This window comes from Prosthecobacter fluviatilis, from assembly GCF_042655725.1.
Lineage (GTDB): Bacteria > Verrucomicrobiota > Verrucomicrobiia > Verrucomicrobiales > Verrucomicrobiaceae > Prosthecobacter > Prosthecobacter fluviatilis.
This window is the reverse complement of record NZ_JBHSMQ010000003.1, coordinates 146,094-159,519: the sequence shown is the minus strand read 5'-3', so window position 1 is coordinate 159,519 and position 13,426 is coordinate 146,094. Positions and strand designations below refer to the sequence as shown.

The window sequence follows — 13,426 nt, the reverse complement described above, 5'->3', positions numbered from 1 at the left end:
AGCGGCGTTGCACTCGTCCAATGTCGTCGTAGCATCGTATCCAAGATTTAATGAGCGCGCACGATCACAAACCGGACTCCCGCTTGAAGCAGGCTGAGAAGATCGCCACGCATCCCGAGCAGTATAAAGTCTGTGAAGGATGTGGCTCCATCGTGGTCGCGCGTGCCATCACCTGCCCGAGCTGCCACGCCTACCTCTTTGACGCTACCTCCGTGCGCGTGATAGCGCAGGCCAAGGAGCTGGCCCTGCGCGCGGCAAATTCGGTCCTGGCTTCGGATTTGTCCTGAGTTCTCTTTCGGTCAGCGTTTTGGCAGGGTATCCGACGTTTCTCCGCGCAGCAATGCGCCCAGCCTGCCGGTGAGCCATAGGTAGTGATCGCTGGGCAGATCCGGCTCGGCAAGGAAACGGCTTTCACCCACAGGCGGGTGGTTGTCAGTTTTGAAGATGGCGGTGCCTTCGTCCATCTCGTCAAACATAGCCACGTAGAGCATCTGCGCCCCGGCATGTTTGGCCGCAAGCGCCTGGGACCAGAGGAACTCGCCACCGAGACGGGGGATGGCATTGAACTTGGCCTCCTGGTTGCGCGACTTGGAGAGGTTCGTCCAGCTGAAGCCGGGGAAGATGACCGGGAGGTAGTCGAGCTTGTGCTCGGTGCACCAGGCGATGTCCGGCTTGAGGTATTTCTCCCCCCGGCTGGTGGCATCCTTGGGCGTGCCGTAGCGGCCCACCGTCCATGGACTGACGATGTCGGCACGAGCAATGAGCACATGCAGCTGGGGATCTTTGATGCAGTCGTGGTCCAGGGTGCGCCAGTAGTAGGGCACGCCGAGCATGATGGCGCAGCCGCCGAATTCAGGATCGTCCCTCAGGAACGAGATCAGGCGGGACCATTCTTCGAGCATGGGAGCGCGGTCATTAAAGCCGAGGCCCCAGAGGGCCACGAGGGGCTTGCCGTGGTGTTTGAAATAGCTGGAGGCTTTGAGGTCGAGGCGCTTTTCGGTGATGAGGCGCTTCCAGTCGCCGATCACGAGCTGGATGCCGTCTTCCTTGATGCCGCTGAGATCATACATCAGCGCGAGGCCGCGCCCATGGGCGGCAGCTGCAGTCTGGCAGTGAGTTAGCACCTGGTCCATGGGCTCGCGAAAGCGCTTGTCCCGCGTGGTGGCAGCAAAGCGCTGGAGGAAGGCACCGTCGATACCGTAGTCGCGCATCCATTTGAAGTGAAGCTGCACCACGGCGGGATGCACGGAGCTGAAGACTTCAGCGGTGCGGCCATCGGCATGCTTGAACGGCGTCTCCACACGGGCCTCCTTCGGGAGCTCGCTCACATCCGGCCACAGTTCGATATGCGAATGCCCGGGCTCGAAGGTCTTGCTGCCTGCGGCGTAGTGGTGCCAGCTGTTGTTGCTGCCATCGCCCTCGCAACGGAACCAGCCCTGGTAGCCGCAGACCACTTTGCCGGTGAGCGTGCTGGTGTCCACGCTCTGGGCTTGGGCGCTGAGAGCGAGCAGGGCGGACAGGAGAAGGGGGCGAAGCATGCGGGATGTTTTGGTTGACGTCAGCATGGCGTCAAGGTGTGATGTGTGCCGCATGAAACGACGCGCCTTTGTGAGTTCCCTGGCTGCATGGCCCGTGGCTGCATACGCACTGCCGCTGTCTGAAGAGCAAAAGATCCGCGCCATAGCTGAAGGATTCCTGCGCGAGCATGGCATCCAGGGCATGGCCATCGCGTATGGCAGGGACGGGAAGATCGACTTTGAGGCAGGCTACGGTTTTGCCGATGCGGATGGGATGGAAACAGTGACGCCGCAGCACCGCTTTCGCATCGCCAGCATTTCCAAGCCCATCACGGCCACGGCGGTGATGAAGTGCATTGAGGAGGGACGGCTGAAGCCGGAGAGCACCGTGTTTGGCCCGCAGGGCATTCTGGGTGGCGGCTACAGCGGAGAGGTGGCCGCCATCACAGTGGATCAGCTCCTGACTCACACCAGCGGCGGCTGGGCCAACGACAAGAATGACCCCATGTTTCAAAACCCGCAGATGAATCATGCGGAACTCATCGCGTGGGCACTGGCCAATCAGATGCAGACCCACAAGCCGGGAGAGCACTTTGCGTATTCCAACTTCGGCTACTGCGTGCTGGGCCGGGTGCTGGAGAAGGTGTATGGCCAGACTTACGAGACACTGGTTCAGAAGCGGCAGCTGGAACCCTGCGGCATTACCAACATGCAGATCGGTGGCAACACAGTTGCGGAGCGACGTCAGCAGGAGGTGATGTATGTCACGCCCAAAGCAGGAGCAGCCTACCGCATGAATGTCTCACGCATGGACTCGCACGGCGGCTGGATTTCCACGGCTGGAGACCTGGTGCGGTTTGCCTCTCAGCTTCCAGTCTTGCTCAAGCCGGAGTCGGTTCGCTCCATGACCACACCCGGAGCCTATAGTGGCTACGCGCGCGGCTGGAACGTGAACAAGGCGCCCAACTGGTGGCACATCGGTTCGCTGCCGGGCACCACTACAATCATGGTCCACACTGCCAAGGGGCTGTGCTGGGCCGGGCTGCTCAATGGTCGCAGCGAGGGACTTGGTCTCGCCTTGGACAAGCTGATGTGGCAGATGGGCGGCACGGTGAAGGCGTGGGGGCTGTAAGTTCCCGGGGCGAAGTATGAGTTCGTCTGCCAGTTTTCATTTTCCCGTCCGTATTTTGTGCTCCTTTCTCACCCACACCATGACACCCCAGCAAAAAGCAGAATCCCTCGGCATCGTCTTCACCAAGCAGCCTCCCGCCTACCTGAACCTCTGCATCCGCAGCGGCAATCAGCTCATCACCTCCGGCCATGTGAGCGACCTGAAGGGCAAGCTGGGCGCCGGTGTCTCCACGGAAGACGGCTACAAGGCCGCCAAGAACTGCGCTGAAAAGGTGCTGCGTTCCGTCTGGGACACCCACGGAACCCTGGACGGTCTGAAGGTCATCAAGGTGCTCGGCTGCGTGAACTCCACTCTGGAGTACTCTGACCAGCATCTGGTCATCAATGGCTGCTCCGACCTCCTGCACGAAATCTTCGGCAAGGAAGGCGACGGCTACCACGCCCGCAGCGCCTTGGGCTTTGCCCAGCTTCCTACCGGCGCGGCTGTCGAAGTTGAGGCCATCTTTGAGATCAAGGGCTGACCCCGACCCGGGGCCAAGCGCCTTAAGGTTGTGTTTTGGGCGGGAGTGGGTATGCTCCCGCCCCCCAAATGCCCCGCGTACACATCAAAACCTACGGCTGCCAGATGAACGAACGCGACACCGAGCAGGTGTCGCAGATGTTCGTCGAGCGCGGCTATACCATGACGGCGCGGGATGAAGACGCGGACGTGGTGCTCATAAACACCTGTTCCGTGCGCGATCAGGCCGAGCAGAAAGCCCTCGGAAAGATGGGTATGGTCCGCCGCCGGCGCATCCCGCTGGTCACCGGCTTCATGGGCTGCATGGCGCAGAGCCGCGGCAGCGAGCTGGTGGACAAGGCCAATGTGGATCTCGTCGTCGGCACGCAAAAGTACCACCGCGTGGTGGATTACGTGGACGAGATCATTCGCGCCAAGGAGGCGAAGCAGATGGACGATGAGCGCTTCTCCATCGTCGATGTGGAAGAAGAAACGGCCTCGCAAAACACCATCCGTGACCACACGCTGAAGGAAAAGCAGGCCAGCGCCTTTGTCAGCATCATGCAGGGCTGCAACATGAAGTGCACCTTCTGTATCGTGCCCTACACACGCGGTGGCGAGCGCGGCAGGCCCATCGCAGACATTGTTGAAGAAGTGAAACGCCTCGCGGATCGTGGCGTCAAGGAAGTGACCCTGCTCGGGCAGATCGTGAATCTCTACGGCAGGCACGAATTCCCGGCGGTGGATGGCAAGAGCCCCTTCGTCCAGCTGCTGGAGGCGGTGCATGAGGTGCCCGGCATCCAGCGCATCCGTTTCACCAGCCCGCATCCCATCGGCTACAAGAAAGACCTGATCGAGGCCTTCACCTACCTGCCCAAGCTGGCCGAGCATGTGCATCTCCCGGTGCAGAGTGGCAGCGATGCCATTCTCAAACGCATGCACCGGCCCTACACGGCGGCCCGGTTCACAGAGCTCGTCGAGCGCATCCGCTCGGCACGCCCAGGCATCGCGGTCACGACGGACGTGATCGTGGGCTTTCCCGGCGAGACGGAGGAGCACTACCTGGAGACACGGCAGATGTTTGAAAACATCCGTTTCGACAACGCCTTTGTCTTCCGCTACTCCAAGCGGCGCGGTACGCCCGCTGCCGACATGGATGATGCGATCCAGGTCCCTGAGCGGGTGAAGGAAGAGCGCAATCAGGATCTGCTTGGCGTGGTGAATCGCATCGCGCTGCCGATGTACGACGCGCTGGTAGGTCAGGAGGTGGAGATTCTCTGCGAAGGGCCCAGCAAGACCAATGAGGAGCGCCTCACGGGACGCACGGGCTCCAACCGCATCGTGGTTTTTGACGGCAATCCTGAGCGCCATGTCGGCGAGATGTTCAAGGTGCGCATCGCCGAGGCAGGGCACTTCACGCTGTTCGGGGATCCTGTGCTGCATGCATGAGCACGCGGCAGGCCATCCGGCTGCGGCCGCTCACACAGGTGCATGCGGCGGCGTTTTGCCGGCTGGTGGTGGCGCTGGCGGAGTTTGAAAAGCTGCCTCCGCCAGATGAGGCGGCACAGGCTCGGCTGATCGTGGATGCGCTGGGTGACAAGCCTCGCATCGAGGTGTGGCTGGCCTTTGTAAACGAGGCCTCCGAGCCCTGCGGCTACATGATCCTGGTGCAGACGTATTCCAGCTTTCTGGCGCTTCCCACGCTCTATCTGGAAGACCTTTTTGTCCTGCCGGAGCAACGCAAGGGCGGCGTCGGCGGCGCCTTGCTCAAAAAGGTGGTGAGCCTCGCTCATGAGCGGGGTTGCGGACGTGTAGAATGGACGGCGCTCGACTGGAACGTGAACGCCCAGCAGTTCTATGAGCAGCGCATTGGCGCCAGGCGCATGGGTGAGTGGTTCCTCTACCGCATGACACGGGAAGACATGCAGCGCCTGCTGGACCTCGACACGCCTTAGAAGGACATCGTCGGCACGTCGATCAGCGAATACACTTCCACAGGGTCAGGCTGGCCCTTCACAGGATGGATGCCGGCGTTTTGGTAGAGCCGCAGGCCTTCTTCCCAGCCGGTAAGAAACGGCGCTCCTGCTAGCACTGGCACCTGCAGCTTGCGCGTCAGGCTTTCGATACGGAAGGTGACGTTCACGGCTTCACCCACGGCGGTGTTCACGCCACGTCCCATGGCACCCAGGGCCACGTCGCCGATGTTCAGGCCGATGTGGCAGTGCACTTCCAGGTTCATGTTCTCCTTGAGCCATTTGCGCTTGGGAGAGTCGGAGTACTCAGGGCTGCTGAGGATTTTGGCGGCCTCGGTGGCCTTGATGCGGGAGGAAATGTCGTCTCCAGGCCAGTAGGCAAAGACGCCGTCGCCAATGAATTTGTCGATGATGGCATCGCGGGTCTTCAGGACCTTTTCACACTGGGCGTACCATTCGCGCAGCATGGCGGCCACTTCCTCGGCGCTGAGCTGCGAGGAGATGGTGGTGAAGTTGCGCAGATCTCCGACCAGCAGAGTGGCACGCACGGTCTTGACTGGCAGCGCGATCGTGTGCAGCGACTGCGTGCTCACGTTGCCAGACTCGCTCGGCGGGCGCTCTTCGTCCTGGCTGTCAAAAATAAAGGTGCTGGTGCCAAACTGCACTCGGTCACCATGCCTCAGGGCCCGTGCCGTGGTTACGGCCACATCATTGACGAAACTGCCGTTCGCACTGCCGAGATCGGACACCCAGAAAAGCTGCCCGTCACGCCGGATCGTGGCATGCTGGCGCGAAACACCGCCATCCACCAGCCGGATGCTGGCATCCGGGCTGCGTCCGACCAGATTGAAGTCCTCGAGAGTGATCTCGAGTTCTTTCTCCAGTGATTTCAGTGTGGCTCCCATTTAGATGGTTAAAGGAATACTCTTTTGAAGCAATTTACACGCCGTAAGTCAAGCGCGGTCGTCTTCCTGCTACAAGGTTTTTCGCAGGTTCTTTCCAAAGCATCATGCGATCTTGAAAATCAGTTCTTTCATTCTTAAGGGCAGATCCTCTCCCGTGACGATGCATTTGCCATCTCCGCAGGCATCTCCACCGTGTGTCATGATGCATCGGTTTTCTCGCAGAGCAGTCTTGGGAATCATCTTTCCGGCTTTATGGGCTTTCGCCAGCATCGCGCGTGCCCATGTGGTGCCAAACATGACTGTTGAGGCGGAATTTGACTCCGCAGGGGGCTACACTCTCCGTATCAACGTCGATCCGCGCACTTTCCTGGCCGCCGACCCCACGGCTTTGCCGCCAGTGCCAGCCTCGTGGTACTTGGAGCAGACGCCTGAACAGGTCACTGCAACCCACGAAAAAGCGCAGCAATATCTCACCAGATCTCTGGGCTTGCTCTTTGATGGTGGCAAAAAAGTCACTCTGCCTGTCTGCAAAATTCAGGCAATCGACGGCGCCGACAACACGCCCCTGCATGCAGACACACAGGAGGTCCACCTGCTCGGCACGGCCAGTGGCCGGTTGCCCTCCGCTGCCACCACTTTTCAGGTCGATTTTGCAAAAGATGCCAACACCAGCCTGATCTTGCTGCATTCGTTGGCGGGTAAGACTGAACTCCGCCCTCGGGTGGTGTTTCCGGGGGAAACCAGCCTGCCCTTTCGTCTCCAGACCACTCCTTCTGCCCCAGTCCCGTCCGAAAAAGCCCCTCCATCCAAGACCCATGAGATCTTCCTTGTTATCACTGTTTCAGTGGTTTGCATCGTGGTGATCGTCGGCTGGCTGCTGCTCAGCCACTACCGGCATCACCACCGCGCCCACCGTAAGGCTGGGGAGAGGAGAATGTGAACAACTCGCACTTGTTCATCCCTTCCATGCGGGGTTAATCCTCTCCCCCGCCACATGCCCGATTCCTTTGTCCATCTCCACCTCCATACCGACTATTCGCTGCTCGACGGCGCGGTGCGCATCGACGCGCTCATGAAACGGGTGAAGGAGCTGGAAATGCCTGCTGTGGCGATCACTGACCACGGCAATCTTTTCGGCGCCATTGACTTTTACATGGCGGCCAAAAAGGCCAAGGTGAAGAGCATCATCGGCTGCGAGGCCTACCTTGCACCCGGCTCCATGATGGACAAAAACGAGGTGCCAGGCCGCAAGCGTTCCTCCCACCTGACGCTGCTGGCCGCCAGCAACGAGGGCTTCGAGAACCTCTCCAAGCTGATCACCAAAGGGCATCTGGAGGGCCAGTGGTACAAGCCTCGCGTGGACAAGGATGCCCTGCGGGAGTACTCCAAGGGCCTGATCTGCCTGAGCGGCTGCATCAACGGGGAAATCAACGAACTCCTCCTCTCCGACCGCAAGGACGAGGCCGAAAAGAGCCTGCAGGAGTTTCGTGACATCTTCGGCCCGGAGAATTTTTACCTGGAGATCCAGGACCACAACATGGAGGCCCAGCGCAAGAGCGCCCGGCAGATGATCGAGTGGGGCAAGCAGTATGGCCTCAAGACGGTGGCCACCAATGACGTGCACTTTCTCAACCGCAGTGACCATGAGTCCCACGACATCATGATCTGCATCGGCACCGGCGCCAGCATCTATGACCAGAACCGCATGACCTATTCCCCGGAGGTCTATTTCAAGACCGCCGAGGAAATGCGCGCCCTCTTTGCCGAAGTGCCGGAGGCCTGCGACGCCACGCTGGAGATCGCCGAGCGCTGCGACCTGAAGATCCACCTCGATTCCACGAGCATCGACCGCTACCCGCAGTACCCCATGCCAGACGGCGGGGACCGCAACGAGTACCTGCGCCGCCTGACCACAGAGGGGCTGGAGCGCCGCTACGGCCGCGACCGTGCGCTGAATGACGAGGTGCTGCACCAGCGCATGGAGGTGGAGCTGGCCCTGCTGAAGGAGAAAAACTTCACCAGTTATTTCCTCATCGTCTGGGACTTCATCAACTGGGCCCGTGAGCACAACATTCCTGTGGGCCCGGGCCGTGGTTCTGCGGCAGGTTCTCTCGTGGCCTTCTGCCTTGGCATCACGGACATCGATCCGCTGCGCTTTGAGCTGGTGTTCGAGCGATTCCTCAATCCCGAGCGTGTCAGCCCGCCTGATATCGATATCGACTTCTGCCAGACGCGCCGTCCGGAGGTGATCCAGTACGTGCGCGAAAAGTACGGAGACCTCAGCGTGTCCCACATCATCACCTTCGGCACCATGGGTGCCAAGTCGGTCATCCGCGACGTGGGCCGCGTGCTGGGCTGGAGCTACGGAGACAGCGATGCGCTCTCCAAGATGATCCCGAACGAGCTCAACATCGACCTGGAGGAGTCGGTGAAGAAGAACCCGGATCTTGCCGCCAAGCTGGAGGCCGATGCGAATGCGCAGGAGCTCTGGAGGCACGCCACCTTCCTGGAAGGCCTCACGCGCGGCACTGGCGTGCACGCTGCGGGCGTGGTCATCGGGGATCGCAGACTGGACAACTTCATCGCCCTCACACGAGACAAGGAAGAGTCCATTCTCTCGCAGTATGCGATGAAGCCGCTGACGGAGCTCGGGATGCTCAAGATGGACTTCCTCGGCCTCAAGACGCTGACGGTGATCCATGAGGCCGAGTACTGGATTCAGAAACGAGTGCCGGGCTTTCGGGTGGCCGAAGCACCGCTGGAGGACAAAAACACCTTCGATCTCATCAAACGCGGCGAAACAGTCGCGGTGTTCCAGATGGAATCTGGCGGGATGGTCAACACCTGCAAACAGCTCGGGCCTGACACCATCGAGGAAATCATCGCTATTCTGGCGCTCTACCGTCCGGGCCCGATGCAGTTCATTCCCGACTACATCAAGCGTAAGAAGGGCGAGGAGAAGGTGGACTACCCCCACCCGCTGCTGGAGAAGATCTCCAAGGAAACCTACGGCATTCTGGTCTATCAGGAGCAGGTGATGCAGGCCGCCAACCTTCTGGCCGGCTTCTCACTCGGCCAAGCTGACTTGCTCCGACGCGCCATGGGTAAAAAGGACGCCGCCGAGATGGCGCGCCAGCGACTCATCTTCGTGGAGGGCTGCCTCAAGACCAATGACATCCAGGCCAAGCTGGCGAACTCGATCTTCGACTTGCTGGAAAAGTTCGCGCAATACGGCTTCAACAAGTCACATTCCGCCGCCTACGGGATCGTGACCTACCGCACGGCCTACCTAAAGGCAAACTTCCCCGTCGAGTTCATGGCGGCGGTGCTCAGCTATGAAATCAGCAATCCGGACAAAATTGCCAATTTCGTGAGCGAGTGCTTCGAGATGGGCATCAAGGTGCTTCCTCCTGACGTGAACAAATCTTCCCTCAAGTTCGCCCCCGAGCGCTTTGAGACGGAAGAAGATGCGCCCAACGCGATCCGCTACGGTCTCAGCGCCATCAAAAACGTCGGTGAAGGCGCCATGGAGGCCGCCATTGCCGAGCGTGAGGCGAACGGTCCCTTTGCCAGCCTGGAAGATTTCGCTGCCCGCCTCGACAACCGTGCCGTGAACAAGAAGCTCATGGAGTCCCTCGTCAAAGCGGGGGCTTTTGACTTCACCAAGGAGCCGCGCGCCGTGATGTTCGCCAAGCTTGAGCAGGTGCTCGCTTCCGCGGCCTCCATGCAGAAGGACAAAAAAGCAGGCCAGGGCGGGCTCTTCGATGACTTCGAACTCACCAAGCCCAAATCAAAGAAAAACGAAGCCTCCTCTCCCTCCGTGGTCTGGAGCACGGACGAGGTGCTCGCCTTTGAAAAAGAACTGCTCGGCTTCTACGTCAGCGGCCATCCGCTGGACAGCTATCGCGGCCATTTCGATTCGCCCAAGATCATCAAAATCGCTTCCATTGCGGACATCGACACCAAGGAAAAACCCAGCTCGCACTCCATCGCCGGCATCCTCAGCCAGCTCGAAGTGCGCTACTCCAAACGCGACAACCGTCCCTTCGCCACCTTCAAGTTTGAAGACTTCTCCGGCCAGATCGAGATGATGTGCTGGAGCGATGACTACGAGAAGGTAAAGGACGTGCTGGCCAATGGCGCTGTGCTCGGTCTCCGCATTCGTGTCAGCAAAGATCAAAAGACCGACGGCAACCGCGTCACCATGAACAGTGCCACGCCGCTCAAGCCCAAGGCGGCGAAACCGCGCAACGCTACCGATCCCGATCCTTCCGAACCACCGCCGCCGAAACCACCTGCGCCGCCCAAACCAGTCGTCTTGAGGCTCAATACCAAGCAGCACGACGAAACCGACCTCGAACGCATCCAGGAAGTGCTGCTCGCATACCCCGGCACGCTGCCCGTCTTCCTCGAAATCTCCCAGAACGGCCACAAAGCCCGGCTCGAGCTTGATGAAAGCTACCGCGTCACTCCAGGTCCCGATCTGCGTCGTGCGCTCACGGTCTGGTTGTGAGTTAATCCAGCGGTACGGGCACCTTTTCGCCAAGAAATTTGGGCTTGGTGCCGAGCACGGTCACATCCAGCACCGCTTTGACGCAGGCCAGTTTCTCCCGCAGAAACGTTTTCACGGAAAGTGCCACCGGAACGTCCTTGGCATCCAGCCCGTACGCTTCGATCCCAAAAGCACGCGCCAGGTAAATGGCCCGTGCATTGTGAAATCTCTGTGAAACAAAAATCACACGCTGCTGCCCAAAGACCTCTTTGGCCCGCACCACCGAATCCAGCGTGCGGAATCCCGCATAATCGCACACCACCTTTTCCGCCGGCACTCCCAACTGCATCAGCACCCGCTTCATGTCCGTAGGCTCATCGTAGCCTTGCGTGCCGTTGTCACCGCTCACAATCAGGGCCTTCACCTTTCCTGCTTTGAAGAGCATCGCCGCGGCCTCCATGCGAGGGAGAAAGAAGAGATTGGCCCTGCCGTCAGGCAAACGTTCCGCAGTGCCCAGTGCCACCGCCACAGGCGCAGAGGGCACCCCTTCCACCGCATCAAAGCACCGGCCTTCCGCGCTTCGCTCGACCCACCCCTCGCAGCCAAAGACGAAGCCCAGCCCCGCCACGGCCAAAACAGCGATCCACACCCACCGGCGCTTGAGGATTGTCTTCATGCCAGACCCCTCCCGCCAGTTCACACAGCCTGCAAGCTGCTGCTTCTATCATTTTGCCAAAACCCCATTCACAGCGCACTGTCAGCAAACACATGCGCCCAAACCGCCCAGAACAACCCGTCGCCCGCCAGAACCGTCATGCCCGCCCGGACAACCAGGTGCGCGTCTATGAAGAAGGAGACATCCCATCGATTCTTGAAGGCAAGGAAAGCCCGCTTGTCCTCATCCTCGACTGCGTTCAGGACCCTCACAATCTCGGCGCCTGCCTGCGCACCGCCGATGCCGCAGGCGTCTGCGCCGTCATCATGCCCAAGGACAAAACCGCACCCATCACCGAGACCGTCGTGCGTGTGGCCTGCGGCGGTGCGGAAAACATCCCCCTTGTCCGCGTCACCAATCTCGTCCGCGCCATGGACAAGCTCAAGGAGCTCGGCATCTGGCTCGTCGGTACGGCAGATGAGGCCACCAAGAGTCTTTACGACCTCGATCTCAAAGGCGGCATTGGCATCGTCATGGGCGCCGAAGGTCCCGGCATGCGCCGCCTCACCGGCGAGCACTGCGACTTCCTGGTCAAAATTCCCATGGCAGGGAAAGTCGAGTGCCTCAATGTCTCTGTCGCCACGGGCGTCTGCTTGTTTGAGTGTGTCCGGCAGCGGCAGCCAAAAAAATGAGTGCGGAGCGAAACATCGTCATTCTCACCGGCGCAGGCATGTCCGCCGAGTCCGGCGTGCCCACCTTTCGCGGTGTGGACGGTCTTTGGGAAGGCCATCGTATTGAAGAGGTGGCTTCGCCTGATGCCTTCAGACGCAACCCCGAACTGGTCCACCGTTTCTACAATCTGCGAAGAGCGGCATTGAACACGGTGGAACCGAATGCAGGACATCTTGCGCTGGCGAAGCTGGAACGCGAATGGCGTGGCAATTTTCTGCTGGTCACTCAAAACGTGGACGACCTCCACGAACGTGCCGGCAGTGAAAAGCTCATTCACATGCACGGCGAGCTCCGCAAAGCACGCTGCGAATGCTGTGGCGCGGTTTTCCCCTGGACTCAGGAGCTGTCGTCCGGCACACGCTGCCGCGCCTGTGGCGAGATCGGCGGCATGCGCCCGCACATTGTCTGGTTTGGCGAAATGCCTTTCGAGATGGAGACGATCATGAACGCCCTTAAGAGCGCCGATCTCTTTCTCTGCATAGGCACATCCGGCATGGTCTATCCCGCCGCCGGCTTCGCTCAAATGGCTGCACAAAACCGCGCATGCCGTCTGGTGGAGTTTAACATCGAGAGCACCGAGATTTCACGCCAGTTCCGTGAGCGCGTCATCGGCCCTGTGTCCGTGGAACTGCCCAAGTTCGTTGAGCAGCTTCTGTCGGACTCTCACAGGCAGGCCTGGTTAGAACGGTGACGGCCCCAGGATCAGGTCTCTGAGATCCTGCTCACTCACTTCGGCGCTGTCCCGGCGGCGCGGCGGCGGCCCGCCTGGCCCTCCGGGTCCGCGCCCGCGCTGCTCCGGCTCTTCAGGTGTGTGCCCGATCACGATGTCCCATGTGGCCGCCAGTTCCTTGCTGTCGCTGCTCATCGGCTTGAACTCACGGATGACGGAGAGCCTCTGCTCCTCTGTGCCCATGCTACGCAGAATGCCATCGCGGTCATTCTGTGGCACCCCGGCGATGAAAAGCTGCGTAGTCAGCATGCTTTTCTCATTCTGCTTCACCCGGATGTGATAGTGCAGAGTGCGCCCCGTATACAGGCCTGGCAGGATCGTGCGAAAGCGGTACTCGCCTTTCGCGTTCGTCTCCACCTTGCCATAGCCCTGAAAGTTTGGGTCGCGCTCTTTGCCCTGCTGGGTTCCGCGGCTGTGGATGTAGCACCCGTTGTTGTCAGATTGCCAAAGTTCGATCACTCCATTCTCGATTGGTTTGCCATCCGCATTCAGCAGGCGTCCGCCAAACTCGGTCACCACTCCGCGCGCAGGGGCCTTGCCGCCCAGAGCCATCGTGAGATCATTGTCCTGATCGAGCGGCAGATGATCTGGATAATAAGGGCCTTCGGTGGCGCGCGGAGTCAAAGTCAGGGCTTCGGCATACACGCCGCTTGTGATGATGCCGCCTGTGGTCAGCAGCAGGCTCTGCAGCAGCTTGCGGCGGCTCAGTGGAATATGAAAAGGATGGGGGATGGAGGACATGGGTAAGATTTGCCTATCAACCCGGTGATGTGACGACGGTTGCGCGCGAAT

13 protein-coding genes are annotated in these 13,426 nt (G+C 60.2%); 9 read left to right on the top strand and 4 right to left on the bottom strand.

Annotated elements, in window-relative coordinates; genetic code table 11:
- Nucleotides 1-50 precede the first annotated feature (50 nt).
- Nucleotides 51-287 carry a hypothetical protein gene (locus tag ACFQDI_RS09490; protein WP_184341684.1) on the top strand — a complete coding sequence of 79 codons (237 nt, stop codon included), beginning with the start codon at nucleotides 51-53 and terminating at the stop codon, nucleotides 285-287.
- Between the two features lie 12 nt (nucleotides 288-299).
- Here the strand turns inward: ACFQDI_RS09490 and ACFQDI_RS09485 are convergent, their stop codons facing one another.
- The gene (locus ACFQDI_RS09485; protein WP_377165823.1) at nucleotides 300-1,538 is read right to left on the bottom strand and encodes a glycoside hydrolase family 99 protein; all 1,239 of its coding nucleotides are present in this window, start codon (nucleotides 1,536-1,538) and stop codon (nucleotides 300-302) included.
- 52 nt (nucleotides 1,539-1,590) lie between these two features.
- Between ACFQDI_RS09485 and ACFQDI_RS09480 the strand changes: the two genes are divergently transcribed.
- The 4 genes from ACFQDI_RS09480 (at nucleotide 1,591) to ACFQDI_RS09465 (ending at nucleotide 5,102) form a co-directional block, all read left to right on the top strand.
- Nucleotides 1,591-2,649 carry a serine hydrolase domain-containing protein gene (locus ACFQDI_RS09480; RefSeq protein WP_377165821.1) on the top strand — a complete coding sequence of 353 codons (1,059 nt, stop codon included), beginning with the start codon at nucleotides 1,591-1,593 and terminating at the stop codon, nucleotides 2,647-2,649.
- A 79-nt stretch (nucleotides 2,650-2,728) separates the two neighbouring features.
- Complete coding sequence (locus ACFQDI_RS09475) at nucleotides 2,729-3,169, top strand: RidA family protein (RefSeq protein WP_184341678.1); 441 nt, start codon at nucleotides 2,729-2,731, stop codon at nucleotides 3,167-3,169.
- Nucleotides 3,170-3,237: 68 nt separating this feature from the next.
- Nucleotides 3,238-4,596 carry a tRNA (N6-isopentenyl adenosine(37)-C2)-methylthiotransferase MiaB gene (gene miaB / locus ACFQDI_RS09470; RefSeq protein ID WP_377165819.1) on the top strand — a complete coding sequence of 453 codons (1,359 nt, stop codon included), beginning with the start codon at nucleotides 3,238-3,240 and terminating at the stop codon, nucleotides 4,594-4,596.
- Nucleotides 4,593-5,102: a GNAT family N-acetyltransferase gene (locus tag ACFQDI_RS09465; protein WP_377165816.1), complete on the top strand. Its 510-nt coding sequence runs from the start codon at nucleotides 4,593-4,595 to the stop codon at nucleotides 5,100-5,102. Before miaB ends, ACFQDI_RS09465 begins: the two co-directional genes overlap by 4 nt.
- Here the strand turns inward: ACFQDI_RS09465 and ACFQDI_RS09460 are convergent.
- Nucleotides 5,099-6,025, bottom strand: a complete 927-nt coding sequence (locus tag ACFQDI_RS09460) for an FHA domain-containing protein (RefSeq protein ID WP_377165814.1) — start codon at nucleotides 6,023-6,025, stop codon at nucleotides 5,099-5,101. The two genes, ACFQDI_RS09465 and ACFQDI_RS09460, sit on opposite strands and share 4 nt — an antisense overlap.
- Nucleotides 6,026-6,137: 112 nt before the next feature.
- Here ACFQDI_RS09460 and ACFQDI_RS09455 point away from each other — a divergent pair, with 112 nt between their 5' ends.
- Both ACFQDI_RS09455 and dnaE read left to right on the top strand, forming a co-directional pair.
- The gene (locus ACFQDI_RS09455) at nucleotides 6,138-6,965 is read left to right on the top strand and encodes a hypothetical protein (protein ID WP_377165812.1); all 828 of its coding nucleotides are present in this window, start codon (nucleotides 6,138-6,140) and stop codon (nucleotides 6,963-6,965) included.
- Between the two features lie 54 nt (nucleotides 6,966-7,019).
- Nucleotides 7,020-10,538, top strand: coding sequence for a DNA polymerase III subunit alpha (gene dnaE / locus ACFQDI_RS09450; protein WP_377165810.1), 3,519 nt, complete (start codon nucleotides 7,020-7,022; stop codon nucleotides 10,536-10,538).
- Nucleotide 10,539: 1 nt separating this feature from the next.
- On the opposite strand, the gene ACFQDI_RS09445 is transcribed toward dnaE, so the two are convergent.
- Nucleotides 10,540-11,193, bottom strand: a complete 654-nt coding sequence (locus tag ACFQDI_RS09445; RefSeq protein WP_377165808.1) for a SanA/YdcF family protein — start codon at nucleotides 11,191-11,193, stop codon at nucleotides 10,540-10,542.
- 92 nt (nucleotides 11,194-11,285) lie between these two features.
- Between ACFQDI_RS09445 and rlmB the strand changes: the two genes are divergently transcribed.
- The gene (gene rlmB, locus ACFQDI_RS09440; RefSeq protein ID WP_377165806.1) at nucleotides 11,286-11,864 is read left to right on the top strand and encodes a 23S rRNA (guanosine(2251)-2'-O)-methyltransferase RlmB; all 579 of its coding nucleotides are present in this window, start codon (nucleotides 11,286-11,288) and stop codon (nucleotides 11,862-11,864) included.
- Nucleotides 11,861-12,595 (top strand): NAD-dependent deacylase, encoded by a 735-nt coding sequence (locus ACFQDI_RS09435; RefSeq protein ID WP_377165804.1) that lies wholly within the window; start codon nucleotides 11,861-11,863, stop codon nucleotides 12,593-12,595. Before rlmB ends, ACFQDI_RS09435 begins: the two co-directional genes overlap by 4 nt.
- Here the strand turns inward: ACFQDI_RS09435 and ACFQDI_RS09430 are convergent.
- Nucleotides 12,584-13,375, bottom strand: a complete 792-nt coding sequence (locus ACFQDI_RS09430) for a dioxygenase family protein (protein WP_377165802.1) — start codon at nucleotides 13,373-13,375, stop codon at nucleotides 12,584-12,586. The genes ACFQDI_RS09435 and ACFQDI_RS09430 overlap by 12 nt on opposite strands.
- Nucleotides 13,376-13,426: the final 51 nt, after the last annotated feature.

What these genes read in the sequence shown, in the direction of transcription:
- ACFQDI_RS09490 (WP_184341684.1), top strand. Translation starts at nt 51, where the DNA reads ATGAGCGCGCACGATCACAAACCGGACTCCCGCTTGAAGCAGGCTGAG.
- ACFQDI_RS09485 (WP_377165823.1), bottom strand. Translation starts at nt 1,538, where the DNA reads ATGCTTCGCCCCCTTCTCCTGTCCGCCCTGCTCGCTCTCAGCGCCCAA.
- ACFQDI_RS09480 (WP_377165821.1), top strand. Translation starts at nt 1,591, where the DNA reads ATGAAACGACGCGCCTTTGTGAGTTCCCTGGCTGCATGGCCCGTGGCT.
- ACFQDI_RS09475 (WP_184341678.1), top strand. Translation starts at nt 2,729, where the DNA reads ATGACACCCCAGCAAAAAGCAGAATCCCTCGGCATCGTCTTCACCAAG.
- miaB (WP_377165819.1), top strand. Translation starts at nt 3,238, where the DNA reads ATGCCCCGCGTACACATCAAAACCTACGGCTGCCAGATGAACGAACGC.
- ACFQDI_RS09465 (WP_377165816.1), top strand. Translation starts at nt 4,593, where the DNA reads ATGAGCACGCGGCAGGCCATCCGGCTGCGGCCGCTCACACAGGTGCAT.
- ACFQDI_RS09460 (WP_377165814.1), bottom strand. Translation starts at nt 6,025, where the DNA reads ATGGGAGCCACACTGAAATCACTGGAGAAAGAACTCGAGATCACTCTC.
- dnaE (WP_377165810.1), top strand. Translation starts at nt 7,020, where the DNA reads ATGCCCGATTCCTTTGTCCATCTCCACCTCCATACCGACTATTCGCTG.
- ACFQDI_RS09445 (WP_377165808.1), bottom strand. Translation starts at nt 11,193, where the DNA reads ATGAAGACAATCCTCAAGCGCCGGTGGGTGTGGATCGCTGTTTTGGCC.
- rlmB (WP_377165806.1), top strand. Translation starts at nt 11,286, where the DNA reads ATGCGCCCAAACCGCCCAGAACAACCCGTCGCCCGCCAGAACCGTCAT.
- ACFQDI_RS09435 (WP_377165804.1), top strand. Translation starts at nt 11,861, where the DNA reads ATGAGTGCGGAGCGAAACATCGTCATTCTCACCGGCGCAGGCATGTCC.
- ACFQDI_RS09430 (WP_377165802.1), bottom strand. Translation starts at nt 13,375, where the DNA reads ATGTCCTCCATCCCCCATCCTTTTCATATTCCACTGAGCCGCCGCAAG.